Origin of the sequence: Cupriavidus gilardii (genome assembly GCF_013314895.1) — a bacterium.
GTDB classification, from domain to species: Bacteria; Pseudomonadota; Gammaproteobacteria; order Burkholderiales; family Burkholderiaceae; genus Cupriavidus; species Cupriavidus gilardii_C.
This window is the reverse complement of record NZ_JABTYE010000017.1, coordinates 104,006-129,504: the sequence shown is the minus strand read 5'-3', so window position 1 is coordinate 129,504 and position 25,499 is coordinate 104,006. Positions and strand designations below refer to the sequence as shown.

General features: G+C 61.7%; 21 protein-coding genes and 2 pseudogenes. 13 read left to right on the top strand and 10 right to left on the bottom strand.

Features of this window, described 5'->3' with window-relative positions; genetic code table 11:
• Window positions 1–5: 5 nt before the first annotated feature.
• The 3 genes from merC to merT are packed head-to-tail and all read right to left on the bottom strand — an operon-like array spanning window position 6 to window position 1,090.
• A complete protein-coding gene (gene merC / locus HTY53_RS17370) occupies window positions 6–425 on the bottom strand; it encodes an organomercurial transporter MerC (RefSeq protein WP_062799381.1) in 420 nt (139 codons plus the stop codon).
• 28 nt (window positions 426–453) lie between these two features.
• Entirely contained in the window at window positions 454–726 is a 273-nt protein-coding gene (merP, locus tag HTY53_RS17365) for a mercury resistance system periplasmic binding protein MerP (protein ID WP_062799383.1), read from the bottom strand.
• A gap of 13 nt (window positions 727–739) precedes the next feature.
• A complete protein-coding gene (gene merT, locus HTY53_RS17360) occupies window positions 740–1,090 on the bottom strand; it encodes a mercuric ion transporter MerT (RefSeq protein WP_062799386.1) in 351 nt (116 codons plus the stop codon).
• 71 nt (window positions 1,091–1,161) lie between these two features.
• Here merT and merR point away from each other — a divergent pair, with 71 nt between their 5' ends.
• Window positions 1,162–1,569 carry an Hg(II)-responsive transcriptional regulator gene (merR, locus tag HTY53_RS17355; RefSeq protein WP_062799388.1) on the top strand — a complete coding sequence of 136 codons (408 nt, stop codon included), beginning with the start codon at window positions 1,162–1,164 and terminating at the stop codon, window positions 1,567–1,569.
• A gap of 346 nt (window positions 1,570–1,915) precedes the next feature.
• On the opposite strand, the pseudogene HTY53_RS17350 reads toward merR, so the two are convergent.
• From HTY53_RS17350 to HTY53_RS17330, 5 genes and pseudogenes are all read right to left on the bottom strand, one after another.
• A pseudogene (locus tag HTY53_RS17350) lies at window positions 1,916–3,667 on the bottom strand (Tn3 family transposase); the annotation flags it as partial.
• 249 nt (window positions 3,668–3,916) lie between these two features.
• Entirely contained in the window at window positions 3,917–6,613 is a 2,697-nt protein-coding gene (locus HTY53_RS17345) for a vitamin K epoxide reductase family protein (RefSeq protein ID WP_174107781.1), read from the bottom strand.
• A gap of 21 nt (window positions 6,614–6,634) precedes the next feature.
• Window positions 6,635–7,630: an SDR family oxidoreductase gene (locus HTY53_RS17340; protein WP_053821783.1), complete on the bottom strand. Its 996-nt coding sequence runs from the start codon at window positions 7,628–7,630 to the stop codon at window positions 6,635–6,637.
• Window positions 7,631–9,445, bottom strand: coding sequence for a glycoside hydrolase family 15 protein (locus tag HTY53_RS25080; protein WP_053821782.1), 1,815 nt, complete (start codon window positions 9,443–9,445; stop codon window positions 7,631–7,633).
• Between the two features lie 197 nt (window positions 9,446–9,642).
• A complete protein-coding gene (locus HTY53_RS17330) occupies window positions 9,643–9,969 on the bottom strand; it encodes a four-helix bundle copper-binding protein (RefSeq protein ID WP_062799392.1) in 327 nt (108 codons plus the stop codon).
• A gap of 265 nt (window positions 9,970–10,234) precedes the next feature.
• Here HTY53_RS17330 and HTY53_RS17325 point away from each other — a divergent pair, with 265 nt between their 5' ends.
• The 6 genes and pseudogenes from HTY53_RS17325 to HTY53_RS17300 all read left to right on the top strand — a co-directional run bounded on the left by HTY53_RS17325 (window position 10,235) and on the right by HTY53_RS17300 (window position 17,259).
• Window positions 10,235–12,172 carry a copper resistance system multicopper oxidase gene (locus HTY53_RS17325; protein WP_053821781.1) on the top strand — a complete coding sequence of 646 codons (1,938 nt, stop codon included), beginning with the start codon at window positions 10,235–10,237 and terminating at the stop codon, window positions 12,170–12,172.
• Complete coding sequence (locus HTY53_RS17320; RefSeq protein ID WP_223819835.1) at window positions 12,169–13,161, top strand: copper resistance protein B; 993 nt, start codon at window positions 12,169–12,171, stop codon at window positions 13,159–13,161. The genes HTY53_RS17325 and HTY53_RS17320 overlap by 4 nt, the downstream gene beginning before the upstream one ends.
• Before the next feature lie 238 nt (window positions 13,162–13,399).
• Entirely contained in the window at window positions 13,400–13,786 is a 387-nt protein-coding gene (locus HTY53_RS17315) for a hypothetical protein (RefSeq protein WP_144200242.1), read from the top strand.
• 89 nt (window positions 13,787–13,875) lie between these two features.
• Window positions 13,876–14,160: a periplasmic Cu(I)/Cu(II)-binding protein CopK gene (gene copK, locus HTY53_RS17310; RefSeq protein WP_053821780.1), complete on the top strand. Its 285-nt coding sequence runs from the start codon at window positions 13,876–13,878 to the stop codon at window positions 14,158–14,160.
• Between the two features lie 918 nt (window positions 14,161–15,078).
• Window positions 15,079–16,152, top strand: coding sequence for a porin (locus HTY53_RS17305; RefSeq protein ID WP_053821779.1), 1,074 nt, complete (start codon window positions 15,079–15,081; stop codon window positions 16,150–16,152).
• Between the two features lie 70 nt (window positions 16,153–16,222).
• A pseudogene (locus HTY53_RS17300) lies at window positions 16,223–17,259 on the top strand (IS630 family transposase).
• Window positions 17,260–17,377: 118 nt separating this feature from the next.
• Here the strand turns inward: HTY53_RS17300 and HTY53_RS17295 are convergent.
• Window positions 17,378–18,772 (bottom strand): heavy metal sensor histidine kinase, encoded by a 1,395-nt coding sequence (locus HTY53_RS17295; protein WP_053821778.1) that lies wholly within the window; start codon window positions 18,770–18,772, stop codon window positions 17,378–17,380.
• Window positions 18,769–19,455, bottom strand: a complete 687-nt coding sequence (locus HTY53_RS17290) for a heavy metal response regulator transcription factor (protein WP_053821777.1) — start codon at window positions 19,453–19,455, stop codon at window positions 18,769–18,771. The genes HTY53_RS17295 and HTY53_RS17290 overlap by 4 nt, the downstream gene beginning before the upstream one ends.
• 202 nt (window positions 19,456–19,657) lie before the next feature.
• On the opposite strand from HTY53_RS17290, the gene HTY53_RS17285 reads away from it, so the two are divergent.
• The 6 genes from HTY53_RS17285 (at window position 19,658) to HTY53_RS17260 (ending at window position 25,351) form a co-directional block, all read left to right on the top strand.
• Entirely contained in the window at window positions 19,658–21,544 is a 1,887-nt protein-coding gene (locus HTY53_RS17285; RefSeq protein WP_053821776.1) for a copper resistance system multicopper oxidase, read from the top strand.
• Between the two features lie 17 nt (window positions 21,545–21,561).
• Window positions 21,562–22,722: a copper resistance protein B gene (locus HTY53_RS17280; protein ID WP_254600002.1), complete on the top strand. Its 1,161-nt coding sequence runs from the start codon at window positions 21,562–21,564 to the stop codon at window positions 22,720–22,722.
• 38 nt (window positions 22,723–22,760) lie between these two features.
• Entirely contained in the window at window positions 22,761–23,147 is a 387-nt protein-coding gene (gene copC, locus HTY53_RS17275; RefSeq protein ID WP_053823086.1) for a copper homeostasis periplasmic binding protein CopC, read from the top strand.
• A gap of 7 nt (window positions 23,148–23,154) precedes the next feature.
• Window positions 23,155–24,072, top strand: coding sequence for a copper homeostasis membrane protein CopD (copD, locus tag HTY53_RS17270; protein ID WP_053821775.1), 918 nt, complete (start codon window positions 23,155–23,157; stop codon window positions 24,070–24,072).
• Window positions 24,073–24,141: 69 nt separating this feature from the next.
• Window positions 24,142–24,618: a cupredoxin domain-containing protein gene (locus tag HTY53_RS17265; RefSeq protein WP_053821774.1), complete on the top strand. Its 477-nt coding sequence runs from the start codon at window positions 24,142–24,144 to the stop codon at window positions 24,616–24,618.
• 385 nt (window positions 24,619–25,003) lie between these two features.
• A complete protein-coding gene (locus tag HTY53_RS17260) occupies window positions 25,004–25,351 on the top strand; it encodes a CzcE family metal-binding protein (RefSeq protein WP_082371461.1) in 348 nt (115 codons plus the stop codon).
• The last annotated feature ends 148 nt before the right edge of the window (window positions 25,352–25,499 follow it).

Genomic DNA, 25,499 nt, shown 5'->3' with positions numbered 1-25,499 from the left:
TGCGGTCAGCCGCGCTTGACCGGGGGTTCACAGGCGTTCGGTGCCCCGCAGCGCTTTGCCGGCGAGATGAAGTCCCAGATCGATACGCCGACCATGAAACTCAGGCCGACATAGAGCAGCGCCTCGCTGCGCCGGCCAACCGTCAAATACACCGCCGTCAGTACCAGGAGTGGGCCGATCACGCCGAGTGCGGTCCGTTGCCACTGCCGATGGCTAAACCAGGCAGTCGCATTGGCGAGTAGCGCGATACCAGCGAACACCCGCAGCAGAACGCTAATGAACAGCCCTTCGTACTGGCTCAGGAAGCCTAGGCCAATAGCCGCGCCCAAGCCGGCGATGGCGGGAAAGCAACTCGCGCAACCCATCGCCGAGACGATACCGCCGAGCGCCCCTGCCTTGTTGGTCACGCGCGTGATCCGTCCCATGCGGTCACTCCCATGTTCGATCCGGGGCTTACCGCTTGACGCTGGACGGATAGCCCGCGTCCTCGGTCGCCTTGGTCAGTTTCTGCACGCTGGTCTTGGCATCGTCGAAGGTGACGACGGCCTGGCGCTTCTCGAAGCTCACTTCGGTCTTGGTCACGCCGTCGACCTTGGAGAGCGCCTTTTTGACCGTGATCGGGCAGGTTTCGCAAGTCATGCCCGGCACGGACAGCGTGACGGCTTGCATGGCGGCCCACGCCGGAGCAACGGCGGCGAGAGCGAGGGCGGCAAACAGCTTCTTCATGGCGAACTCCTGATCAGTAGAACCATGGCATCACGTAGGGAAAGCCGAGCGCAACCAGAACCAGCAGGGCGACGACCCAGAAAATGAGCTTGTAGGTGGCGCGTACCCGCGGGATAGCGCAGGCCTCGCCCGGCTTGCAGACTTGCGCCGGGCGTAAAACGCGCCGCCAGGCGACGAACAGAGCCAGCACTGCGGTGCCGAGAAACAGCGGCCGATATGGCTCCAGCGCCGTTAAATTCCCGATCCAGGCCCCGCTGAAACCGAGCGCGATCAGGAGCAGCGGCCCCAAGCAGCAGGTGGAGGCGAGGATTGCGGCGATGCCACCGGCAAAGAGCGCACGGCGCCCGGCTTGCAGTCGTGACATGCGTTTTTCCTTTCTTAGTAGGTAGGGATAGCGTAACCTTACTTCCGTACTTATGTACGGAGTCAAGCGATATGCGGAGCGGATTGGAGAGCCTGACCATCGGCGCCTTCGCCAAGGCGGCTGGTGTCAACGTGGAAACGATCCGGTTCTACCAGCGCAAGGGGCTGCTGCCAGAGCCAGATAAGCCCGCCGGCGGGATTCGTCGCTATGGCGAAACGGATGTGGTCCGGGTGCGCTTCATGAAATCGGCGCAGCGGCTGGGATTCAGTCTGGAAGAAATCGGTGAACTGCTTCGCCTGGAGGACGGCACCCATTGCGAGGAAGCGAGCAGCCTAGCCGAGCGCAAGCTCAATGACGTGCGCGCAAAGCTGGCCGACCTGAGACGCATGGAGGCCGTGCTGTCCGAACTGGTGGGCGCCTGTCATGCCAGCCAGGGTAACGTATCCTGCCCGCTGATCGCAGCGCTGCAAGCGGGATAAGTGCGCCAAAGGACGTAGTGGACGCGGGCTACGCTGCCCCAGTTCGTTCCGGCTTCTTTTGTACGGCTTCGGCGCAGCCAGCCTCATATGCCCCGTATCGAGGGGCAAGCGACCTAGTCGAGTCAGACATCGTCGGGGGGACAAAGCGGCACCAGCGGGCGCAGCGCTTGCAAGGCGCGCTTGTGCTGTAAGATCCAGTCGTACATTCCTCTACGACGCCCTCGGCTTGGCCAACGAGGGGCGGCCCAGTGGTTGGATACGACAATGTGGCGCCGTGTAAGTGCCATGCCGGTGTTGGCCCTGCCCGAGAACGGTCGTGAAGTCGTAACGCCGGTGAATTGCGGGTTCAGGCAGCGCTAGGCCAACGCACCTCCGGAAGCGATCGCAGCGGGCGGAATTTTCCATCTTGGAGCTTTTGGCTCTGACGCCACACGTAGTCGCCGGTCAGGTTGATGTGTTCCCAGCCGAGCGGCGACAGGTACGAAAACAGGGACGGATCGATGGGCATGCCGCGCTCCACCAGCGCCTGCACGGCACGTTCAAGGTAGACCGTGTTCCACAGGACGATGGCCGCGGTGACCAGGTTCAGTCCGCTGGCACGGTAGCGCTGCTGTTCGAAGTTGCGATCGCGGATCTCGCCAAGCCGGTAGAAGAACACGGACCGTGCCAAGGCGTTGCGCGCTTCCCCCTTGTTGAGCCCCGCATGGGAGCGCCGACGCAGTTCCAGGTCCTGCAGCCAGTCCAAGGTGAATATCGTCCGCTCGATGCGGCCGAGCTCGCGGAGGGCGACCGCCAGTCCGTTCTGTCGCGGGTAGCTGCCGAGCTTGCGCAGCATCAGCGAGGCGGTGACCGTGCCCTGCCGGATCGACGTCGCGAGGCGCAGCACCTCGTCCCAGTGCGTGCGAATCAGTCTCTCTTTGTACGCGCCGCCGATCATAGGGGCCAATGCCGGATAGTCGTCAGGATTGCCGGGGATGTACAGCCTTGAGTCCGCGAGGTCGCGAATGCGCGGGGAGAACCGGAACCCGAGCAGATGCATCAGGGCGAAGACGTGGTCCGTGAAGCCGTTGGTGTCCGTGTAGTGCTCCTGGACCCGCAGGTCCGACTCGTGGTACAGCAGGCCGTCGAGCACATAGGTGGAGTCACGGACGCCGACGTTCACCAGCTTGGAGTGATACGGCGCGTACTGATCCGAGATGTGCGTGTAGATCATCCGGCCGGGCTCCGAGCCATACTTTGGGTTGACGTGGCCGGTGCTTTCGGCACGGCCGCCCGCCTTGAATCGCTGGCCATCCGACGATGAGGTGCTGCCATCGCCCCAATGGGCAGCGAACGCATGGGCGGACTGCGCGTTGACCAGATCCGCCAGGCCCTGAGCATAGGTCTCGTCCCGAATATGCCAGGCCTGCAGCCAGGAGAGCTTGGCGTAACTGGTGCCCGGGCAGGATTCCGCCATCTTCGTTAGCCCGAGGTTAATGGCGTCGGCAAGAATGGTCGTGAGCAGCAGCGTCTTGTCGGCGGCAGGCTCACTGGTCTTCAGGTGCGTGAAATGCCGGGTAAAGCCGGTCCAGCCGTCGACTTCCATCAGCAGTTCCGTAATCTTGACGCGCGGCAGCATGAGCGCGGTCTGATCGATCAGGGTCTGCGCTTCCATCGGGACGGCCGCATCGAGCGGCGAGATCTTCAGGCCCGACTGAGTGATGATCGCGTCCGGCAGCTTGTTGGCGGCGGCCAACCGGTTGGCGGTGGCCAGCTTCAGTTCAAGCAGCCCGCGCCGCTCGCTCAAGTAGCGCTCGCAATCGGTGGCGATGGGCAGGGGCAGCAAGCGGCTCTGTCTGAGTGCGACGAATTTCTCGGCGGGCAGCAGGTACTCATCGAAATCCTTGAACTGGCGCGAGCCCTGGACCCAGATGTCGCCGGAGCGCAGGCGGTTTCTGAGTTCGGACAGCGCGCACAGCTCATAGTAGCGACGATCGATGCCGTTCTTGGTGCGTACCAGTGGCTCCCAGCGCTTCTTGATGAAGGAGGTCGGCGCGTCGGCCGGGACTTTGCGCACATCGTTGACGTTCATCGTCCGGATCGTATCGATGGCAGCCAGACTGCCGCCGTGCGGCCTGATCAAATATTGCGGCGCCATCAACATTGCGTGGCGCTGGTGCCGACTCTACTAGATTAAAGCGTATCGCCCGTAGGGCGGTGAGCGCTGCGAGTTGTACTTCCAGCAAGTTTTGCGCCCGGCCGTCCTTCGCTGCTGCTGGCCGACTGCGCACAAGTCGGCGACGTTGCAAGGCGGCGTTTGCCTGAAGCGACGCAATCAGGATGTCAAGGCGGGAGAGGTTAATGATGGCTAGATGATTGTTAGGCATGATGCATGAAGGCGAGGTCCGATAACAAAGGCACGCTGGCCGACGGTCAAACTGGCGGCGACTCCGCCGCCAGTTCGCCGCATTCCGCTACCGAATGAGCCGACCCAGCTACCATAGTGCTCCCGGCTGCGCCAGCCGCGCGGCAGGCTCAATCCGATCAACGCAAGCCCTGCGACGGCCCCAAATGCCGCCGCCGCGGAATTTCCGCCGCTGAGCACCCACGGTGCGATGACCAACCAAGCGCCAAAGCCGACATTGATCCAGCGCAGTAACCTTGCTACCTCTGCGAGCGCGGCCACAGCGACAACAATTACGAGCGCACCGATCAAATGATCGCTGTCCGCTAACGGCGGAATGGTGCCAAACAACAGGCGCGTGAACATCAGCGCGATGCCAACTCCGACACACGCAACCAGTGTCCAGGGCCATTGCACACCACGCAACGCCGACGCCATCGCGTCGGACAATGCGCTATCGAAACCGGGACGCCGGTCGCGCTGGCTTCCTGGCGAGGCGCCGCCCACGAAGAAGAGGCGAAGTACCGGCTCGCCGCGCCGATGCGCTTGTCCCAGAAACTGACCCATTGCAACCAGTTCATCCAACGTATAAGGGATCATCAGCGTCATTGCGCCCGCAGCGATCAGGCACAACGTGCACCAGGTCCCGATCACGATTGGCTGGATAATGATGAAATAGATGCTCACCACGCCAAGGGGCACGACGACGATCCCAAATGCCGCCACCATCCAAGGCATGGTGCGCCAACGCTGGCGCCCACCCATCGCGCCCATCAACACCTCCAGCAGATAACTGACCGCGCCAAGGCCACCGTCCGGAATCGGCCAGGACCGGGACACGGCGGAGGTAATAATGGTTTCCGTCCCGTTTTTTTGCGCGTCAGGAGAAAAGAACGGCTCCCAAACCGCCGCCGCATGGCCGAGTTGATACGCCGTGAGCTGGCGTGCGATCAGGAACCCGAACAGGGCCAGCCCGATAATGGGCAGCCGCTGCAAATAGGTGGACGGCGAGTACGTCCACCCGACCGGCAGATCGGACTGGTCCTTCATCGACGCCATGCTCATGCCTGGCATCATGGGTACGAGGATGGCAAAGGCGATGAGGAAGCCGCCGACGATCACATCGTTGTTGTAGACGGCCGGGGACGGCGCCCAGAACACCAGTGGCGCGAACAGCAACCAGAGCCCGACACAGGCGTTGCCCCACTGCGCCCATGAAAAGCGACGCGAAAGAGACAATGTGGCGAAGCCCATGATCAGGCTGCCGCTGGCCATGTCGCTCCAGCCCAGCCACGTCATGCGCAACGCAGGGGGCGCAAGACCGCGTTCTGCGGTCACTTGCATTACCAGCGTGCCAAACTCCCGAGTATCAAAGGCGCCCAAGACAAAAGGGCTTGTGAGTAACCAGGCACCAAGCAAGATGTTGAGATAATGCGCCCATAACAGGCTGTAATGGGCGTCGCGCATATGCTGCGCGTGCTCGTGCTCGTGCTCGTGCTCGTGCTCGTGCTCGTGCTCGTGCTTAGCGGCGGAGCCGCTGATTTCCGGCGCGCCCTTGACGGTCACGCTGCCGTGTCGCACCACGGGGTGATGGTCGGCGATGATGGCCGTGTTTAGCCGGTTAGCGCGATACCAACTGACCGGGTCCTGCTTCAGCGCCGCGATGATGCGAGGCATCGTTTCTAGAATTCGGCGCTCAGGCCGCCAATTTAGCCTCTCGCGCGCGCTGGCGCTGTCCACTTCATAATGATCGCTTGCCAGGCATCGCAGTTCCGGGTCAGAGGCGTCACCGACATTTCGCGCATGCTGGCAGCGTGAGTAAAGGCGCGCCCCGACGCCGGCCTGCGGCCGCATCGCTTCGCCCGGGCCATCCAGTGCGTGCAAAATTGCTGCCCGCAGTTGCCTTGGTGTCACTGCCTCCTCCTCGGCAAGCACTAACGACAACTTGCAAGGCAACTGGCCGCGCGCTGCGACAGCGTGCGCGACCGCCGCTGCCGCGTCATCGACGTGCAGGAACACATGGGCGGTGTCCGGATGTGCGTCGGCCCGGGCGACAAGGCTGGACTCGTAGCTTGCCGCGATCTGCTGCACCAGGAAAGCGTTATGACCGAGATCGTCGTAGAGCGGCGCGAGCCGCAGCATCAACCGCGGTACGGCGCCGAGTTCGTGCTGGAGCAGGTGCTCCGCCCTGATCATCATCGCCCGCAATGGCGATTTGGGATCGATGGGCGAGGCTTCATTGATCGGATTGCCGGGTTGCGACGGGGCATGGACTAGCAAGGTGCCGGCCAGCACGAATTGACCCACCGCGCACCGCAGCAATTCAACAATGATGCGTTGCAGGTTGCCGACAAGGTCGAGTTCCGCCGCGATCCGCTGCACGCTGCCGTCCGCATTGGGCGCGTCTTCCATCTCGCTGACCACATAGACGACCGACGTTATAAGCTCGCCGTGACCGGCTATCACCGCATCGAATGCCTGCGCCATATCTTTTTCACGTGTCGCGTCGATGCGAAGCGCTAGCGCACTGGGGAACGCTGCGGCAAGGTCTTCGCCATCGAGCGCGACCACACGGTATTGCTGCAACAGGCGCGCCACTACGGCGCGGCCGAGCAGCGATCCTGCCCCCACTACCAAAATCGTGTCCGTGCTATGTGCCAACGCCGACTCCTTGCCGGGGTGTTATCTGACTATCATGAAGAGACCGAGCAGGCCAGCCACGGCGGCCACACCGATCGCTGCGGACACTTGCCAGCGATGCACGCAGATCCACCACTGCGCACTGGTTGACTTCGCTTGATTGTCAAAGCGGCCATGTGCTGCAAACAAGCCCACGACCGGTACAAACAGGTTATCGGCCCGATCGGGGTGGGCGGGTTCCTGGGTCTGCTGTGCCTCATAGGCCTGTCTGGCCGCCACACGATCACCCAGGCCTGGGAAAAATCGACTGGACAGAATGGTTTTGGCGGCTGGCCAGCCCACCCATACCTCGCGAGGGCCGTGCGTGGCTGCCCAGACAATGGCCTCGCCGGCGATTTCCGGCTGGAATATTGGCGGCACTGGTTGGGCACGGCGTGGCAACTTGCTGCGGCACCAATCGAATTGCGGCGTATTGAACGCCGATAAATGCACCATCGTCAGTCTCACCGACGAATGATCGTGAACGAGTTCCGAACGCAGGGAATCGGTAAAGCCACGGATCGCCGCCTTCGCCCCACAGTATGCTGACTGTAGCGGGATGGACCGATAGGCCAGCGCCGAGCCGGTCTGCACAATACAGCCATGATTGCGCGCCGACATGCGTTTCAGCGCGGCCAACGTGCCATGCACCGCGCCCAGATAGACCACTTCCGTGACGCGGCGATACTCGGCCGCCGTTGTTTCGGCGACCGGCGCAAACACGGTCGTCGAGACATTGTTCACCCAAATCGTGATCAGTCCCAGTTCGAGCTCAATGCGCGACGCTGCTGCCTCCACCTGCTGGGCATCGGCGACATCGACGGGGATGCCCAGCGCCAGGATCCCCAGGTCGCGCAATTCGCTACAGACCCGGGCCAGGCGATCCGGCTCTCTTGCCAGGATTGCGATCCAGTCCCCGCGCTGCGCAAAGGCCCGCACGGCAGCGAGCCCCACGCCTGCGGTGCCACCGGTGACGACAACAACGTTGGGCGGATGCATTCAGGCCTCCCCGCGTTGCTGCGCTTGCTGAATGTCCAGCGCAGCCTGGATCAGTGCCAGATGGGTATAGCCTTGCGGATAGTTGCCCAGCAGCGCCTTGCTATCCGGGTCGATCTCTTCCGCGAATAAGCCGAGATCGCTGGCAAACGAGCAGATGTGCCGAAAGAGTTTGATCGCCTCCTTGGCCCGGCCTTGTCGGGCCAGGACTTGTACCAGCCAGAAGCTGCAGATGGCGAGGGTCGCCTCTTCTCCTGGCACGCCATCGTGGATGCGGTACCGATAGACCAGCGAATCCTTGGTGAGATCCCGCTGAATGCGGGCCACGGTTGCTTTCACGCGCGCGTCAGTTGGGGGGAGAAAGCCGGTCAGCGGGATCAGTAGCGCGCTCGCATCCAAAGCTGGCGATCCGAAACTTTGCGTGAACGCGCCAGTCCCGTGGTGAAACCCCTGCCCCTCGATGACGCGACGCAGCGCGTCCCGTTCGAGCTTCCAGACAGCAACGTTTCCGTCGAGTTGCCCAGCCTGTGCCAGCGCAATGGCACGGTCCAACGCGACCCAGCACATCAGCTTGGATGATACGAAATGCTGGGGCACCCCGCGCGTTTCCCAGAATCCTTGGTCCGGCTCACGCCAGCGCGCCGCGGCGGCGTCGGCTAGCCGGGCGAGCACGCGCCGCATTGGGGCGGACAGTGTCATTGGCATGCCCTGTTGGCACACCCAGGCCGCGTCGAGGACATGCCCATAGACATCCAGTTGCACCTGTTCCGCCGCCGCATTGCCGATACGCACCGGACGGGACGCACGGTACCCGTCAAGATGGCGAAGCTCCTGCTCAGGCAGGTTCGGGCTGCCATCGATCCGGTACATGATCTGCAGTCGTTTGAGATCGCAAAATCGCTCGATCCAACGAAAGAAGTCCATTGCGGCCTCGTGATGGCCCAGCGCCATCAACGCGCGCAGCACCATGGCCGAGTCGCGCAGCCAACAAAACCGATAGTCCCAATTGCGGCTGCTACCGATCCACTCCGGCAGCGAGGTGGTTGGCGCCGCCACCAGTGCTCCGGTCGGGCCAAACGTCAGCAACTTGAGAACACAGGCGCTGGTGCGCACTTCTCGTTCGAAGGGACCGCGATAGGTGCATTGCTGCTGCCACTCGCCCCAATGTCGTAGGGTCTCATCAAGGACCGCCTGGGGGTCGTGCACAGGCCGGTCCGGCCCGTCTTGTTGGAAGGACGCAATCGCCCACAGCGGCGCGCCGGGCCGCACGATGGCCACGCCTTTGGCGCGGTGCGCTTCGGTCGCCAGCGGCAGCGGCGGCGAACATACCAGGCTGAGACGTTGGTGTTCGCATACAGCGGTCACGCCATGCGAACCGACTTCCCATTGGTGGGGCTTGCGCGCATAGTCAAAGCTCGGACTGAACACTAGTTCCACCCTCACCTCGCCAACGGTCGCCTCAATGCGCCGCAACAGCCGATGGCACTCGGGTGAGTCATGGTCCAGCCGACTGCGTGCGAGACGCTCGCTATGCATGAAGTCGGTCAGGCGAAGGATCCCGCCGCTGGCTTCAAACATGGTTTCCAGTACGCCCCCTGGGACCCGGTAATAGCGCGAACTGATCGCACGACCCGTCGGCCGGATTTGAAAGTAGCCTCCTCGGTTAGCATCGAGCAATCTGCAAAATACGGCGCCGGCGTCAAAGTGCGGCATACAGCACCAGTCGATGGATCCCGACGTGCTCACCAACGCCACGCTATGCGTGTTGCCAATGACGGCATAGTCGGCAATGGGCGGATACCTGGGGTTGGTGAACACTCCGTCTCCTTGACCCTCGCCACGCTGGCAACACGCGTTGCCGAGGTCGGGATCCTGGCTTACATCTGGCGCTAGCGCGGGAAAGAACTACAACGCGCTATGCCTGCCGTTACACGGCTCAAGTTCGCGGCGTGCCATGGCTTCACCACCCGAGCCGCGCGTTGCCGTCCAAGATCGAGTCGTTGGGCTACCTGGATCTACGCCATGGCGCGACAGACCTGCGCGCACTCCTGACAGGCACGTGCGCACTCTTGGCAATGCTGCGCTTCGTGCTTGGCGCACTCCGTCCCACACTCTTCACAGACCTTCGCGCACAGCGCGCATATCGCGCGCGCGTACTGGCTGTCGCGCGCCATCATCGCCGCGGCATAGGCACATGTTTCGGCACAGTCCAGGTCGAGTGCGATGCAGCGTTTCATGGCCTCAACCTCTGGCTCACGCAGACAAGACGCAGCACAGTGATGACAGGCGACTGTGCAGGCGTGACAGGCTTCAATACAAGATAGATAGTTTTCATGTGGCATGGCAAAGCTCCTAAAGAAATTCGACCAGCGTTGCGAGACGCCGCCAAATTGAGAGCAATTCGCGCGCCACAGGAAGCAGACGACAGCATGGGAGCGACTGCCTTACAGGAGCATTACGCGACGATGACGAAACCGGTGACAGCACATGTTTTGGCCAGGCTGATGACGCTAAAGGAGCTTTTGCTTCGACGTGGCGCGCACTATGCTAAGTGGACGTTTCACCATTGCGCGAGGAGACAACGTGTTCGAACGCCCTAGCGATGCCATGCTTCGCCCCGTCTCACTGAGCCGCCGCCGACTGCTGGGAAGTCTGATCGCCGGAGGCGGCTTGGCGAGCCTGGGCGCGTATCCACGCGCCGTTTGGGCCTTGAAGAGCCAAGGCTATCCGGTCGTGCTGACAGGGACCACGTTTGACCTGGCCATTGGCGCGACGCCCATGTCGTTTACCGGCCGTATCCGGCCTACCACCAGTGTGAACGGCTCCATCCCCGCGCCGATTCTGCATTGGAAGCAAGGCACCGAGGTCACGCTGCGCGTGACCAACTTGCTCGATACCCAAACATCGATTCACTGGCACGGCATCTTGCTGCCGTTTCAGATGGACGGCGTGCCCGGTATCTCCTTTCCCGGCATCGGGCCGGGCGAGACGTTCGTGTATCGCTTTCAAGTGCGGCAAGCCGGCACCTATTGGTACCACGCGCATACCCGTTTTCAGGAGCAGACCGGCTTGTACGGACCGCTGGTCATCGAGCCAATGCATCCAGACCCGATCAAGGTCGATCGCGACTATGTCGTGATGCTCAGCGAATGGACGGATGAAAACCCGGAAATGGTGTTCGCGAAGCTCAAGAAGATGAGCGACGTCTATAACTTTCAGATGCCGACGGTGGGCGACTTTGCCCGAGATGTGTCCGAAATGGGGCTGTCCGAGGCCTTGGCTAAGCGCGCGATGTGGAACCAGATGCGAATGAATCCGACCGATTTGGCCGATGTTTCGGGAGCCACTTTTACCTACCTGATCAACGGCACGCCCGCAGATAAAAATTGGACAGCGATCGCTAAAGCCGGGGAGCGCGTGCGGTTGCGCTTTATCAACGGCTCGGCGACCAGCAACTTTGACGTCCGAATTCCCGGCGTGAAGATGACGGTGGTATCGGCTGATGGGCAGGATGTCGAACCGGTACCGGTGGATGAAATCCGCATTGCCGTCGCCGAGACTTACGACGTAGTGGTGCAGATGCCGGACGATAAGGCGCACACCATCTTTGCTCAGTCGATCGATCGCAGCGGCTACGCCAGGGCGACACTTGCACCGGAAGTCGGGATGGAAGCCGACGTGCCCAAGCTCGATCCGAAGACCTGGCTCACCATGGCCGATATGGGCATGGGCGACATGGCGGACATGGATATGGGCAGCATGGAAATGGGGGCCATGAAGATGGATCAGAAACCATCCATGGCCATGGATCGCATGGGGATGGAGTCCATGGGTGGCGCACCCACGATGCAACCAATGACGCCGGAGGCGGGCATGGGCGCCATGGGGGGCATGGGGGGGCATGACATGTCGACCATGTCCGGGCCAGCGAAGGACGCCCATGCCGGAATGGCCGGCATGGACCACGGCAAGTCCGACGCGAAGCCGGGGATGCAGAAAACCGGTGGCGAGATGGGGCATGACATGGGCAAGATGGGCAATATGCCTGGCATGGGGCCACAGGTCGACATGCGCTCGATGAACCCTTCCCGCTCGCTGTCGGATCCGGGGCCAAGACTGCGCAACAACGGCAGGCGAGTGTTGACCTACGCGGACCTTAAAACGCTCGGCCCGGTGATCGACAAGCGCCCGCCCAGCCGGGAGTTGGAACTGCACTTGACCGGCAATATGCGCCGTTTCATCTGGGGCCTCGACGGCAAGAAGTTTTCCCAAGCCGAACCGATCCGGCTCTACTACGGGGAGCGCCTGCGCATCACGCTGATCAACGACACCATGATGAACCACCCGATGCACCTGCACGGGATGTTCAGCGAGCTGGAAAATCACGAAGGCCAGGCGCTGGTCAGAAAGCACACGATCAACGTCCAGCCGTCCAAACAAGTCAGCTTCCTGGTGACGGCCGATGCGCCGGGACAATGGGCCTTTCATTGTCACTTGCTTTACCACATGGAAGCCGGCATGTTCCGCAAGGTCGTGGTCGCATGAGCGGGTTGAACCTCGCCAACGCCAGGGAGATTGACGTGCCCAACCACCGTCTCATCCTTCTCGCAAGCCTGGCTCTCTTGGCCAGCGTGCAGTGCCACAGCGTGGCGGCGCAGACGATGGCGCCGATGCCAAGTATGACACACGATACGCCGATGCCAGGCATGGCGCACGATGCCCCGATGCCACCAAAGACCGCAGCTCCAGCCGGGAAGCCAGCGCCAAGCCATCCCGCAGTCAGTCCGACAGAATCTGCCTCAGTGCCCGGCGGCGCGAATGCGATCATCCAGGTGAATGAGGCCCCGGTGCCGATGGCAGATCCGAACCGAGGCATTCCCATGCCTGGGGATACGATGGCCGATAACGATATCTACTATCAGGTGCTATTCGATCGCCTCGAGTACGTCAAGGCACCCGGCGGCTCTGGACTGGCCTGGGACATGCTCGCCTGGGTAGGACGGGATCTGAACCGGTTATGGGTCAAGTCGGAAGGCACGCGTCTGTATGGCAACACAGAGGATGCCAGAGCTGAGGCACTGTGGGGACACGCCTTTGCGCCGTTCTGGGATTGGCAACTGGGCGTGCGCCAGGATTTCGGCAATGGGCCGCCGCGGACCTGGGGCGCCTTTGGCGTGCAAGGCCTGGCGCCTTATTGGTTTGATATCGAAGCCACGGCTTATCTGGGGTCGTCGGGACGCGCTGCCGCCCGAGTGCGGGCTACCTACGATATTCGCTTCACCCAACGTCTGCTGTTGACGCCGGAGTTCGAGGCGAACGCCTATAGCAAGGCAGATGAGGCGCGAGGCATTGGCAGCGGCGTGTCCGAGTTCAAGCTTGGCTTGCGACTGCGATACGAGATCCGTCGCCAGTTCGCCCCCTACCTAGGCGTGGTGTGGGGCAAGAAGCTGGGCAATACCGCGGATTTTGCGCGTGCTGCCGGAGAGCGGACCACCGACAAGCAAATCGTTGCCGGCGTGCGAATCTGGTTCTGAACCCATTTGAGACGCCGGCCAGGTTCAAGCCCGCTGCTGGTTAACCGCCAACTTACTGTGCGATTACATTTCGTATCACGCCTGCGAAGGCCGCGCGCGGGAAAATAGAATGGTCATTATGACGCACGTGCAAGCAGCCATAGGGGGGCCCCGTTTGATGGGGCATTAGTCTGCGTCCTCTCCGCGTGCCATGCTGGCGCGCGTGGCACACGTCGCCGGCCAACTCAGGAAAGGACCCATGAAAGCCGGAAAGCTGCTGGTCCTGCTCGGTGGCGCGGCAATGGGCATCGCGCCCGGTGCGATTGGCGCCATTCAAATCGGCTGGGAGCCCAGGCAAGAGCTCAGCAGTAACTGGTGGCTGCAGTGCGGTGGCGTGCCGGCTCCTGCCGCGCCCGCGATGTGGCCTGCCGTGGACCATGAATGGGAAAGCAGGTCGCTGGACTGTACAGCGCAGCGGGACAAGGAAACCCCGCAGTATGCGCTTGCCGTGAACCCCCGGCACCGCTTATTCAAGCACGGCAACGGCGCCGCGGCGCCATCGAATACTGCCAAATCTAAGCCGTCGCGAGAGGCGAAGCGACAAAACCGTGACTGCGGCCAGCCCCGACCGGCGCCACCGCAATAGTCTAGACGTTCCCCCTTTTTCGGTACGCGCTTTCCGCGTGTGCCAACGCAGTCTCAACCTGTGCCACCGAGCCAAAGGAGATCTCGAAGATGAAAAGCAAACTTGTCGTTGCAAGCCTGATTGCCGCGGTATCGCTTACTGCCGCCGCGACCGATTTGAGCACGGTCGTGAAAACCTATGAGCTCAAAGACGGATCAAAAGTCCACGTTTTCAAAGACGGCAAGATGGGCATGGAGAACAAGTACGGCAAGTCCGTCAGCATGCCAGAAGGCAAGGTCATGGAGACCAAAGACGGTAGCAAGATCCTGATGAAGGGCAATGAGGTGTTCCGTCTGGACGACGCCCTCATCAAAGGTCACCGCGAAGGCGGCTAAGCGGGCGACCTGACACGGGCTCTGAGCAAGCGGGCGCCGTGCAGTGCCCTTGCTCGGAGCCCGTCCGGGCCGCTTGCCATGCTCAGCGTCACCCACGCGGCCCGAGCGATGAGCGAGCGCTGCATTATTTCTCAGCGTACACGGACACGCTAAGCGACCGAGAGGCCTGCAGTGTCAGGGCATGGCGACCATGAGCAGGGATGCGCAGCGATACCGGGCGCGTTCCGGGCATCGCGTGTCCGGCGTCATCCTGGGAAATCACTACGGTGACCTCGGCTGGCTCGTTGCGGGGATTGTCCAAAACCAGCACACACCCCTCCCCCGCACCAAGTGTTCGGCGCCAGGTCGCGTTGACCCGCGCCCCGACGTCGATCAGCCACTCCGTAGGGCGCGGCTCGGCCAGGCCACCGGGCACGAAAGCGGCAGGACCCCGATCAAGATCCAAAATGGGGGCGTGCGCCAACGCAGAAGCGCTAAGACTAACAAGCAACGCCGATAAGCCGGTTCGGATCAGATTCAATCGAAGTCTCCCTAAAAAAGAACTGGACGCAGGCTGTCTTCGTGGGATCTGACGGCCAGCATCATGACGCGGCATGCCACCTGGCACCTGGAAAGAACGGGGCGCTCCTGTTGACCCAAGGCGGCAACGCGATTGATTCTAGGGCGGCCGGTCTGTCACAGAGATTACGAGAACATGACAAGACATCATCCCGCCATCGCGCACTCTCCTGTCGTCTACTTCCCATTAGCCCAGCGCGAGCGCATGCCTGCTAACTCCGTGGGAATGGGCGACCGCTGCGCGCTGCACAAGTTGCATCCGCCCCAACAATGTAACCGGCTTGCAATGTCGCAGTAAGCTTGGTCTCACTAGACTTCAGTGCCTATCGAATACCAATAACGTGGCGAACTGGAGACGCTATGAAAAGAAGAAAGATGACCGCCGCTGGCATGCTGCTGGGGTCGCTGTCATTGGGGGCTTATGCGCAGACGAGTGTCACGCTATACGGCGTCGCCGATGTCGGCATCGAATATTTATCGAATGTGCCATCGTCGAGCGGCGGCACCAACCAGGTGCGCATGTCGGCCGGCAATATGTCGACCTCGCGTTGGGGCTTGCGGGGTACGGAAGATCTCGGCGGTGGCCTCAAAGCGGTGTTCGAACTGGAGAGCGGCTTCGCCCTTGATACCGCGCAGTCGAGTAGCGCCGGCCGGTTATTTGACCGGGGCGCACTGGTCGGGCTGTCCAGCCCATATGGTCAGCTGACCCTTGGTCGCCAGACCACGGTGCTATACGACACCGCCATTCAGTTTGATCCGATGGGTTTCGCGCCGCGATACTCGCTTTTCAAGAGCGACGATACCATTGCCGGTCGCGCGGACAATTCCGTCAAGTACAAGGGCACGTTTGGCGGCGTGACCGCCATGGCACTGTACAGCTTCGGCCGCACTGGCGGCGGCGAAGTCCCCGGCGAGCTGAAGGTGGACCGGGAGATGAGTGCGGGTCTGGTGTATTCGACTGGACCGCTTTCCCTGGGCGCCCTGTACGACGAGTACCAGGGGTCAACCGTTGCATCGCAGGGGCAAAAGGACCGGCGCGCGTTAGTGGGGATCAGCTATGGGATCGGACCAGCAAAGCTGTATGCCGGATATCGTTGGCTCAACGGAAATATCTCGAGCGCGGTAAGCGCAATGCGCTCCAACTTGTATTGGGCAGGCCTGCGTTATCAGCTGACCTCGGCGCTGTCGCTCACCGGCGCAGCGTACTATACCGATGTGCGGGGTTCCGGCGCCGATCCGCTGATGTTCGTGGCCTCGACCGATTACGCGTTTTCCAAACGCACCGACATGTACTTCAATGTCGGCTATGTCCGTAACAAAGGTGGCTCACAGTTGGGCTTGAACGGCTTTAACGCCAGCAGTGGCGCGCCGGTCAATGTCGTGCCGGGCGACAACCAGACCGGTGTCGTGCTGGGTCTACGCCATAAGTTTTAAGCAAAGCCGCCTGAATACCTGTTGATCCGGCACACAAATAGGGGACGTTCTCGAGAGGGTTAGTCAGATGATGCATGACAAAATCGACTCGAGGACGCTGTCGGTCGACGCGTTGAACGAGCGGCGACGGCGAGCGGTGAGAATGCGGCTTCAAGGCGTGAGCGTGAACGAGGCGGCGGCGCAGTGCGAGCTGACGCGCGCGACGGTGAGTGCGGCATTCAAGGCGTATGAAGCGGGCGGCTGGAAGGCGGTGGACACTACGCGGCCGGGACGACCCCGCGGCATTGGACGCACGCTGACGGCCGAGCAGGAGAGTGAAGTGCTGCGCCTGATTCGCGACCGTACGCCCGATCAGATGAAGATGGGGTACCCGCTGTGGCAGCGCCAGGCGGTGGCAAAACTGATCCGCGATCGCTACGGCATCGAACTCGCTGCACGCACCCTAGGTCTTTACCACGAACGCTGGGGCTTCACGCCGCAGAGGCCGATCCAGAAGGCCTACGAGCCGCCAGCGGCAGTGAAGAAGTGGCTCGATGAGGAGTATCCGGTCATTTTAGCGAGCGCCAAGGCAGAAGGCGCCGAGATCCATTGGGGCGATGAGACCGGCTTGCGCAGCAACGACGTACGCATGCGCGGCCATGCTGCGCAAGGCCAGGCGGCGGTGGTACGGGCGAACAACGAGTGCCATGGCTTGTCGGTCATCTCCAGCGTTACCAACCAGGGAACGATGCGCTGGAAGATATTCGACGGCGCGCTCAATTCCGACATCCTGATCAAGTTCGTGAAACGGCTGGTCAAGGGTATTAAGCGCAAGGTCTACCTGATCCTGGACAATCTGCGCGTGCATCACAGCAAGCCCGTAAAGGCGTGGTTGGCCGAGCACAAGCACGAAATCGAAGTCTTCTACCGGCCAAGCTACAGACCCGAACTCAACCCCGGACGAGAGGGCCTTCGCCGACCTCAAGCCGGCCGTCACAACGCTGGCGCCGGCGCGCACCAAGCTGCAACTGGTCAAGGCGACGTCCATGTACCTGTGAAGGTGTCAACGACAGCCCGAGCGGACCAAAAGCGAGTTTCGAGCCCAAACCGCTTCGTGATGCCGCATGAGATTCTAGATACAATGCCGGATCAATAGGTTGAACGGTCCTTTTACCGAAGGACCACTAGCCACGGCGCCGCAACGCCGTGGCTATTTTTATGCGGCGACGCGCTGGAGGCCAACCGTCTAGCTCCGGGCGGCGTTTCGCTGGCGGGGAAACGTCAAAATGAAGCGCGTAGTGCCTTCCGACGATTCCGCCGAAATCTGGCCCCCGTGCGCAAACATGATGGCTTGCGTGATGGAGAGACCCAGTCCCACGCTTTCGGACTCCGCACGGGTCCTTGATTTGTCGGCACGGAAAAAGCGGTCGAATAGCGATGGCAGCAACTCGGGACTGATTTCCTCGCCCTCATTCTCGACTACGATCGACGTGCTGCCGCCCTGCTCGCGCGTCTCGACCCGGATCTCTTTGCCGGACGGCGTATAGCGTAGAGCGTTCGAGAGCAGATTGCTGAGCGCTCGGCGTAACATCAGACGGTCGCCGGTAATTTTCGCCTGCCCATCAAGCCGTAGATTGACGCCCTTGTCCTCTGCCAGCGCGTCGTAGAATTCGAACAGCGCCTGTACTTCATCAGCCACGTTGATCGCTTCCTCATTCGGCAGTGTGATGCCGTGCTCCATCTTGGCCAAGTACAGCATATCGGACACCATGCGCCCAAGCCGCTGCAATTCCTCGGCATTCGAGGCCAGGACCTCTCGATATTTGGCGGCATCTCGCGGCTGCGATAGCACGACATGCGTCTGCGTCATCAGGTTGGTGATGGGCGTGCGCAGCTCATGCGCCAAATCGGAGGAGAATTCCGAGAGCCGCCGAAAATCATCCTGCAGTCGCTCCAGCATCGCGTTTAACGTGATCGCCAGATCTGCCATCTCGACCGGCACGGCTTCGACCGGCATGCGCGCATCCAGTTTGTTCGCGGTGACGCCCTTGGCGCGTGAGGCCATCATGCGCAGGGGTGCGAGCCCGCGTCGCGCCGCCCACCAACCAAAGAGACCGCTGGCGAGCACCGCCAATGTGGTATAGAAGGCCAGCGAACGACGAAATGCATGCATGAAGTGCGCGTGGATTTCCGTGTCCATGCCGACCACGACGCGCAAAGGTGCAATGCGCGGGTCAGCCGCACCAACCTGCGCGCGCATGCCGCGATACTCCTGCTCGCCTTGCTGCCAGACGAAGGTATTGTCACGCGCCAATTCGCGCGGAATCGCCTCGAAAGCAATCGCAAAATCGAAGTCCTTGGTCGCATACAGCTTGTGGCCTTGTGCGGTCTGCACCTGCGCGACGAAGCCAGGATGGTGATCGACCATTTCCCGAAGCCGCTGGGGCAAGCGCTCGGCCGGCGTTTCCTGCGCGATCTTTTCGATCAGGCGAATATTGTCGCCGAGCACCACATAATCCTCGGTGGCGAAGTGGCGGTCCATCGCCAGCCAGATGAGAACGCCCAAGCCCAGCAGCACCACGGCAGAGCAGAGCGAAAACAGGATGGTCAGACGCATCGTCAGGGACAGGCGATGCGTCATGCCTGCTCCTCCGGCGCTTCCAGCACGTAGCCCATGCCGCGCACGGTCTGAATCAGCTTAATATCAAAGTCATCGTCGATCTTCGCCCGCAAGCGGCGAATGGCCACATCGATCACGTTGCTATCGCTGTCAAAGTTCATGTCCCAGACCTGGGAGGCAATCAACGAGCGTGGCAGCACCTCGCCGCGCCGGCGAGCGAGCAACTCCAGCAGCGCAAACTCCTTGCTGGTCAGCGTGATGCGGCGCCCGGCCCGCGACGCCCGGCGCCTGCCCAAATCCAGCACCAGATCGCCCACCTGAATGCGGTCCATCGCTAGCTGTACAGTACCGCGCCGCAATAGCGTACGTACGCGCGCCAGTAGTTCCGAGAACGCGAATGGCTTGACCAGATAGTCGTCAGCGCCCAACTCCAACCCCCTGACCCGATCGGCCACGCTGTCGCGGGCGGTCAGAAATAACACCGGAACCGGGTTGTCCGCGGCGCGGATCGTCTGCAAAATACGCCAGCCATCGAGATCGGGTAGCATGACGTCGAGGATAATCAGGTCGTACGCTTCGTTAAGCGCCAAGTGCTGTCCGTCCAGCCCGTTGGCGACCAAGTCGACCACGAATCCTGCCTCGGTCAGCCCCTGGCGCAGGTACTCGCCGGTCTTGGATTCATCTTCTACCACCAGCAGCTTCATCTTCGTGCCCTCCCCCTCGTCTTTCGGATTATGTGCCCGCCTGTTGGACCGGCTCTAATACGGGGTAGTCTACCGAGACGCTCTGTGGGTAACCCAGACCTTACCGGAATGTAATGTTTGGGTAAGTTGACGGTAGCCTCGCTGTCGTTACTCTCTTGCTGCCGCCTTCCGACGCGGCCATTCAAGCAAAAAGGACTATTTCATGCGACGTGATCGACCGTCTGGCCTTGTGCTGCCTAATCTGCCGCGCCGCCGTTTTGTACAGGGTCTGGCCGCCGGTGGCGTGATGGCGGGGCTGTCTGGCTTGGGCGGTGCGGCCTGGGCTCAGCCGTCAGGCCGACCGGCAGATGTCTTATCCGGCACAGCACCAGTGCTGCGCGGGACCGACTTCGACCTCGTGATCGGCGAGTCGGTGGTCAACTTCACCGGGACGCCACGCGTCGCGACCACCATCAATGGCATGTTGCCGGGGCCGACGCTGCGCTGGCGTCAAGGCGAAACGGTGACGATTCGGGTCACGAACCGGTTGCGCGAGCACACGTCGATTCATTGGCACGGGATCATTCTGCCGTTCGAGATGGACGGCGTGCCGGGGATCAGCTTTGCGGGCATTGCGCCGGGCGAGACCTTCACCTACCGCTTCAAGGTCGACCAGATTGGTAGCTATTGGTATCACTCGCATTCGGGCTTCCAGGAGATGACCGGCGTGTATGGCGGCATTGTCATCGATCCAGCCACCGGCGTGGATGGCGTGCGAGCCGATCGCGATTATACCGTGCTGCTCTCGGATTGGACCGACGAAGATCCGATGCGCGTGCTCTCGAAACTGAAGGTTCAGAGCGACTACTACAACTATAACCAGCCGACGGTTATCGATTTTTTCCGCGACGTCTCCAGTGAAGGGATGAAGAGCGCGCTCGCTAAGCGCAAGATGTGGAACGAGATGCGGATGAGCCCGACCGATCTGGCGGATCTCTCGGGCGCCACGCTGACTTACTTGATGAACGGCGTCACACCGGCCGGCAACTGGACCGGCGTGTTTAAGCCGGGCGAGAAGGTTCGTCTGCGGTTTATCAACGGCGCAGGCAACACGTTCTACGATGTGCGCATTCCCGGCCTCAAGCTTAAGGTCATCCAAGTCGATGGACAGAACATCGAACCGGTAACCGTCGATGAGTTCCGCTTCGGCCCGGGCGAGACCTGTGACGTGCTGGTCGAGCCGCGCGACGAGGCCTATACCATTTTCTCGCAGTCGATGGATCGCACCGGCTATGCCCGCGGCACCCTGGCAACTCGAGCCGGGCTGGCGGCACCGGTGCCCGCCGTGGATAAGCCGCAGTGGCTCACCATGGCCGACATGATGGGCAGTATGGGAGGCATGGGCGGCATGGATCACAGCGCCATGGGCGGAATGAGCCATGGCGGCATGGCCATGCAAGGCATGGACCACGGCTCGATGGGCATGCAAGGCATGAACCATGGCGCTATGGCCATGGATCACAGCCAGCATGCCATGGGTAGCATGTCGGGGGGCATGGCGACCGATGCGTCGCTGAAGGTGCCCAGCACCAAGGCGCGCCACGCCAAGACCGAGTATGGCGCCACCACCGATATGCGCGTTGACATGGCGCGCACCAACTTGGACGACCCGGGCATCGGTTTGCGCGACACCGGGCGCCGCGTCCTGACACTGGCCGATCAGCACACCATTGGCGGTCCGTTGGACAAACGCGGTCCCGGGCGCGAAGTGGAACTGCACTTGACCGGTAATATGGAGCGTTACTCGTGGTCCATCGACGGGGTGGAGTTCGGAAATTCGACGCCGGTGCACTTTAAGTATGGCGAGCGGCTGCGCGTCATTTTGCACAACGACACCATGATGACGCACCCAATGCACATGCATGGCATGTGGAGCGAACTCGAATCGCCGGATGGCGCCTTCCTCGCGCGTCGACACACGATCGCGGTGCAACCGGCGCAACGCATCAGCTTCCTCGTCACCGCCGACGCCTTGGGCCGGTGGGCCTGGCATTGCCACCTGATGTTGCACATGGACGCCGGGATGTTCCGCGAAGTGGTGGTGGCCTGACCCTAACCGATATGCACATGGAAAAACCAACAAGAACAGTACTTGCCGCCGTGCTTGCTTCCGCTGGCATGAGCGCAGCTTGGGCCCAGCACGCCCACACCGAAGCGGTTCCAACGCAAACTTCGTCGCCCGCCGTCGCGGAAAAGGCGAAGTCCATTCCGAAAGCAAAGTCTTCGGGCAAGGTTGGCGGCACCGCTGCCACCGACGGCCAGATGCAAGGCATGGACTCGATGCAGGGCATGGACCACAGCCAGATGCAGGGCATGGACTCGATGCAGGGCATGGACCACAGCCAGATGCAGGGCATGGGTTCGATGCAGGGCATGGACCACAGCCAGATGCAGGGCATGGGTTCGATGCAGGGCATGGACCACAGCCAGATGCAAGGCACGGGTTCGATGCAAGGCATGGATCATGGCGACATGCAGATGCAAGGGGGGAGCGCGCCCGCGGATGCGCGCGACCCGCACGGTTACTCAGGGGGCTATCAGCTCGGCGTGGGTCAATACGCCATTGGTCCGCACCGTTCGCTGCACATGGCAGACGAACACCTATTTGCCTCGGTACTCGTTGACCGGCTGGAATGGGTCAAGGGAAATGAGAGCAATGCCGCTGCCTATGAGGCGCAAGCGTGGATTGGCAGCAGCTTTAACCGCCTCGTGATCAAGGCCGAAGGCGAATCCGAGAGGCGCAAGATCCACGAGGCGCGGACCGAATTGCTGTGGGGTCATGCCATTGCCACCTATTGGGACACGCAGCTGGGTATCCGCAACGATGCCGGCTATGGCCGGCCAACCCGAAACTGGCTGGCCTTCGGTATCCAGGGCCTGGCGCCATACTGGTTCGAGGTCGACGCTACTGGCTATATCGGCACCGAAGGTCGCACTGCGCTGCGCCTGTCAGCCGAGTATGAATTGCTAATTACCCAGCGCCTGATCCTGCAACCCCGAATCGAGGCCAATCTTTATGGCAAGAACGATCCCGAGGTCGGCGTGGGCAGCGGGCTTTCCAGCGGTGCCGTGGGTCTGCGCCTGCGCTATGAGTTCAGCCGTCAGTTCGCTCCCTATATCGGCATTGAACGGTACCAAACCTTTGGCAATACCGCCGACATGGTTCGCACCGCCGGCGGCCGAAGTGGCGAAACCCGTTTTGTAGCGGGTGTTCGCATGTGGTTCTAACCACGTATTTCAATCCACACTCATATTTGGAGTTCACCATGCAAGCGCCCCGCTTCACCATTCGTGCCGCTCTGGCAGCCGCCGCTGTGCTGGCTAGTACTGCAGCCTTCGCCCATCCAAAGCTGGTATCGTCCATGCCCGCCGACAAGGCCGAGGTGGCGGCGCCGCAGAAGATCGAGCTGAAGTTTTCAGAGAACCTCGCGACCCAATTCTCCGGGGCCAGCCTCGTCATGACCAGCATGCCCGGCATGGCCAACCATGCGCCGATGAAAATTGCCGCCAAGGTTGCCGGCAGCGACGACCCCAAGACCATGGTGATCACCCCGGCCCAGACGCTGGCGCCTGGCAGCTACCGCGTCGATTGGCGTGCAGTGTCGTCCGACACGCACCCGATTAATGGCAACATCGCGTTCACCGTGAAGTGATCCGCCGATGGACTGGGCAACTGTTGCAGTGCGTTTCGCACTCTATTTCGACCTGACTGCACTGTTTGGTCTGCCGCTGTTTGGCTTGTACGCACTGCGCCGTGAGGAAATGGCGTCGCCAACGGGTGCGCGCTTTTTGACGCTTGGCGCGGCGGTCGCGGCCCTGGGCATCGTCCTGTCGCTGGCCAATATCACCATCATGGCCAAGGGCATGACCGGTGCCGCATCCTACGCCGAACTGCAAGGCCATGTCTTCGAAATGATTGTGACAGGCACCGCGTTTGGCGCGGCCTGGGTCGTGCGACTCGTTGCCCTGGTCCTCTGCGTGCTGGTCGCGTTGTTTGTCCGCAAACGGCCAGAACTTCAATTCTGGGTTCTGGCTGCAGCGGGCGGCGTCGCGCTGTCCACGCTTGCCTGGGGCGGCCATGGCGCCATGGATGATGGCATTCGACGCTACATTCACCTTGCCTCGGATATCGCGCATCTAATGGCCGCCGGCGCATGGGTCGGCGCTCTGCTCGCGTTCGTGTTGTTGTCGCATCCCTCTGCCACACCTGCCAAGGTTGCCCTACTGAGCCGCACCTCAAACGGCTTCGCTCAGGTGGGTATGATCGTTGTCGCAACCTTGGTCATTACCGGCGCAGTGAACTATTGGTTGATTGTCGGTCCGGTCTTGCCAGAACTGTCGCTGAACTCATACGGTGGACTGCTGGCGTCCAAGCTGGCGCTGTTCGGTACCATGCTCGCCCTTGCCGCGGCTAACCGTTTTCATCTGAGCCCGCGCCTGGAGCATGCCCTACGGACGGGCGACCATGCCGTCGCCGTTCGTACCTTGCGGCGCAGCCTGATGTTCGAGACCAGTGCGGCAACGCTCATTCTAGCTCTTGTCGCCTCGCTCGGCATCCTATCCCCCGCGGGCATGTAGCCACGTTTTCACGAACCGCGCAGCAAGGCTGCGCTTGTCTTGCTCTCAAACAACCGCCAAGGAGATGCCATGAAGACGCTCAAGTCGTTGCTGCTGGTGTTGGGGCTGTCGCCGATGCTGGTGTGGGCTGCCGGCAGCATGGAGGGCCATGCGAGCCCAGCTAGCGCCAGTAAGTCCGCTGCCGGTCAGCCGGGCAAGCCGGCCAAGGTCTCACGCACGGTTAACGTGACCATGAGCGACACGATGCGGTTCGCGCCCGACTCGATTCAGGTCAAGCGCGGTGAAACCGTGCGTTTTGTCGTGCGGAATGTCGGCAAAGTGGAGCACGAAATGGTGATCGGTACCGCCGCTGAGTTGAAAGAGCACGCGCAGATGATGCGCAGCATGCCTGATGCTAAGCACTCTATCCCGAACCAGATTATGCTCGCACCTGGCAAACAAGGCACACTGGTGTGGCAGTTCGACGGTCCTGGGACCGTCGACTTCGCTTGTCTGGTGCCGGGCCATTTCGAAGCCGGCATGGTCGGCAAGGTGGCCGTCAAGTAAAAAGCGCGACGACGGGTGCGTCCGGCGGCGAACAAAACGGCGCACCGATGCTGAGGGTTCGACAGCGTAGGTTGGGTCATGGTGCCGCCGTGGCGGACCCGTTTTCTTGCGCGTGATCCTCCCCACTTGGAAGCGTTGACTTGTGGGGCATGACGTGGACCACATTGTTACCTGTCCAGAATGTAACGTTTGGGCAACGTTATCGTTGGAATGCCCTGATTAGACTAGATCGTGCGGCAACTCGCGTTTGGGTGCCGGTAGCCTTGCCAGTTGCCCACAGATCAGCGCAGCACCAAGCTGCGTGCGTCCTTGGCGCGGGTGGAAGTCGGGTTGTCGCAAAGGCGGGTCCGTTAGACCTTGCCGCACATCGACAGGGAGTCTCATTATGACTACCACGCAGGCTTTACGGATCGCACTGGCACTCTCTGCCTTCGGCATGGCGTCGGCGTGTGCGCCTTTGCCACCTGCTAGGGCCGATTTGTATGGTACCGTCGCTGCCGTCGAGACGGCGACTCGGTCGATCACGCTGCGGCCAGGTGCGCGATACGTTAATGTCACCTCTGGAGAAACCGTTGCTTTCCGGGGCGCCAACCGCACGGTGGCTTGGACCTTTATGACCACAAGTAGTGGACGATCGGCAGTTGCGCTGAACTTCCTTTTGCCGGATCTGCCGGAAGCCAAAGGCATCACGGCCATCATCGCGCCAAGCCCGCTCTATCGGGGCAGCTCATGACGTATTGGTTGCTTACTGGACGCTGTGCCAGACGACCACTTCGACAGCCCTCCCCCACGCCGCATCCGGACCAGTAGGCGGTGGAACGTCCGCCTTGGTCCGCTGACTTGGCGCTTGCAGACCCGAGGGGCACCGCCGGGTCTAGCCA

Bases quoted from the DNA above. Each gene is read 5' to 3' on its own strand.
- HTY53_RS17330 (WP_062799392.1), bottom strand. From the start codon at position 9,969: ATGCCACATGAAAACTATCTATCTTGTATTGAAGCCTGTCACGCCTGC.
- merP (WP_062799383.1), bottom strand. From the start codon at position 726: ATGAAGAAGCTGTTTGCCGCCCTCGCTCTCGCCGCCGTTGCTCCGGCG.
- merR (WP_062799388.1), top strand. From the start codon at position 1,162: ATGCGGAGCGGATTGGAGAGCCTGACCATCGGCGCCTTCGCCAAGGCG.
- merC (WP_062799381.1), bottom strand. From the start codon at position 425: ATGGGACGGATCACGCGCGTGACCAACAAGGCAGGGGCGCTCGGCGGT.
- copK (WP_053821780.1), top strand. From the start codon at position 13,876: ATGAAAAGCAAACTTGTCGTTGCAAGCCTGATTGCCGCGGTATCGCTT.
- HTY53_RS17340 (WP_053821783.1), bottom strand. From the start codon at position 7,630: ATGCATCCGCCCAACGTTGTTGTCGTCACCGGTGGCACCGCAGGCGTG.
- HTY53_RS17295 (WP_053821778.1), bottom strand. From the start codon at position 18,772: ATGACGCATCGCCTGTCCCTGACGATGCGTCTGACCATCCTGTTTTCG.
- HTY53_RS17280 (WP_254600002.1), top strand. From the start codon at position 21,562: ATGGAAAAACCAACAAGAACAGTACTTGCCGCCGTGCTTGCTTCCGCT.
- merT (WP_062799386.1), bottom strand. From the start codon at position 1,090: ATGTCACGACTGCAAGCCGGGCGCCGTGCGCTCTTTGCCGGTGGCATC.
- HTY53_RS17315 (WP_144200242.1), top strand. From the start codon at position 13,400: ATGAAAGCCGGAAAGCTGCTGGTCCTGCTCGGTGGCGCGGCAATGGGC.
- copD (WP_053821775.1), top strand. From the start codon at position 23,155: ATGGACTGGGCAACTGTTGCAGTGCGTTTCGCACTCTATTTCGACCTG.
- copC (WP_053823086.1), top strand. From the start codon at position 22,761: ATGCAAGCGCCCCGCTTCACCATTCGTGCCGCTCTGGCAGCCGCCGCT.
- HTY53_RS17290 (WP_053821777.1), bottom strand. From the start codon at position 19,455: ATGAAGCTGCTGGTGGTAGAAGATGAATCCAAGACCGGCGAGTACCTG.
- HTY53_RS17305 (WP_053821779.1), top strand. From the start codon at position 15,079: ATGAAAAGAAGAAAGATGACCGCCGCTGGCATGCTGCTGGGGTCGCTG.
- HTY53_RS17260 (WP_082371461.1), top strand. From the start codon at position 25,004: ATGACTACCACGCAGGCTTTACGGATCGCACTGGCACTCTCTGCCTTC.
- HTY53_RS17325 (WP_053821781.1), top strand. From the start codon at position 10,235: ATGCTTCGCCCCGTCTCACTGAGCCGCCGCCGACTGCTGGGAAGTCTG.
- HTY53_RS17320 (WP_223819835.1), top strand. From the start codon at position 12,169: ATGAGCGGGTTGAACCTCGCCAACGCCAGGGAGATTGACGTGCCCAAC.
- HTY53_RS17265 (WP_053821774.1), top strand. From the start codon at position 24,142: ATGAAGACGCTCAAGTCGTTGCTGCTGGTGTTGGGGCTGTCGCCGATG.
- HTY53_RS17285 (WP_053821776.1), top strand. From the start codon at position 19,658: ATGCGACGTGATCGACCGTCTGGCCTTGTGCTGCCTAATCTGCCGCGC.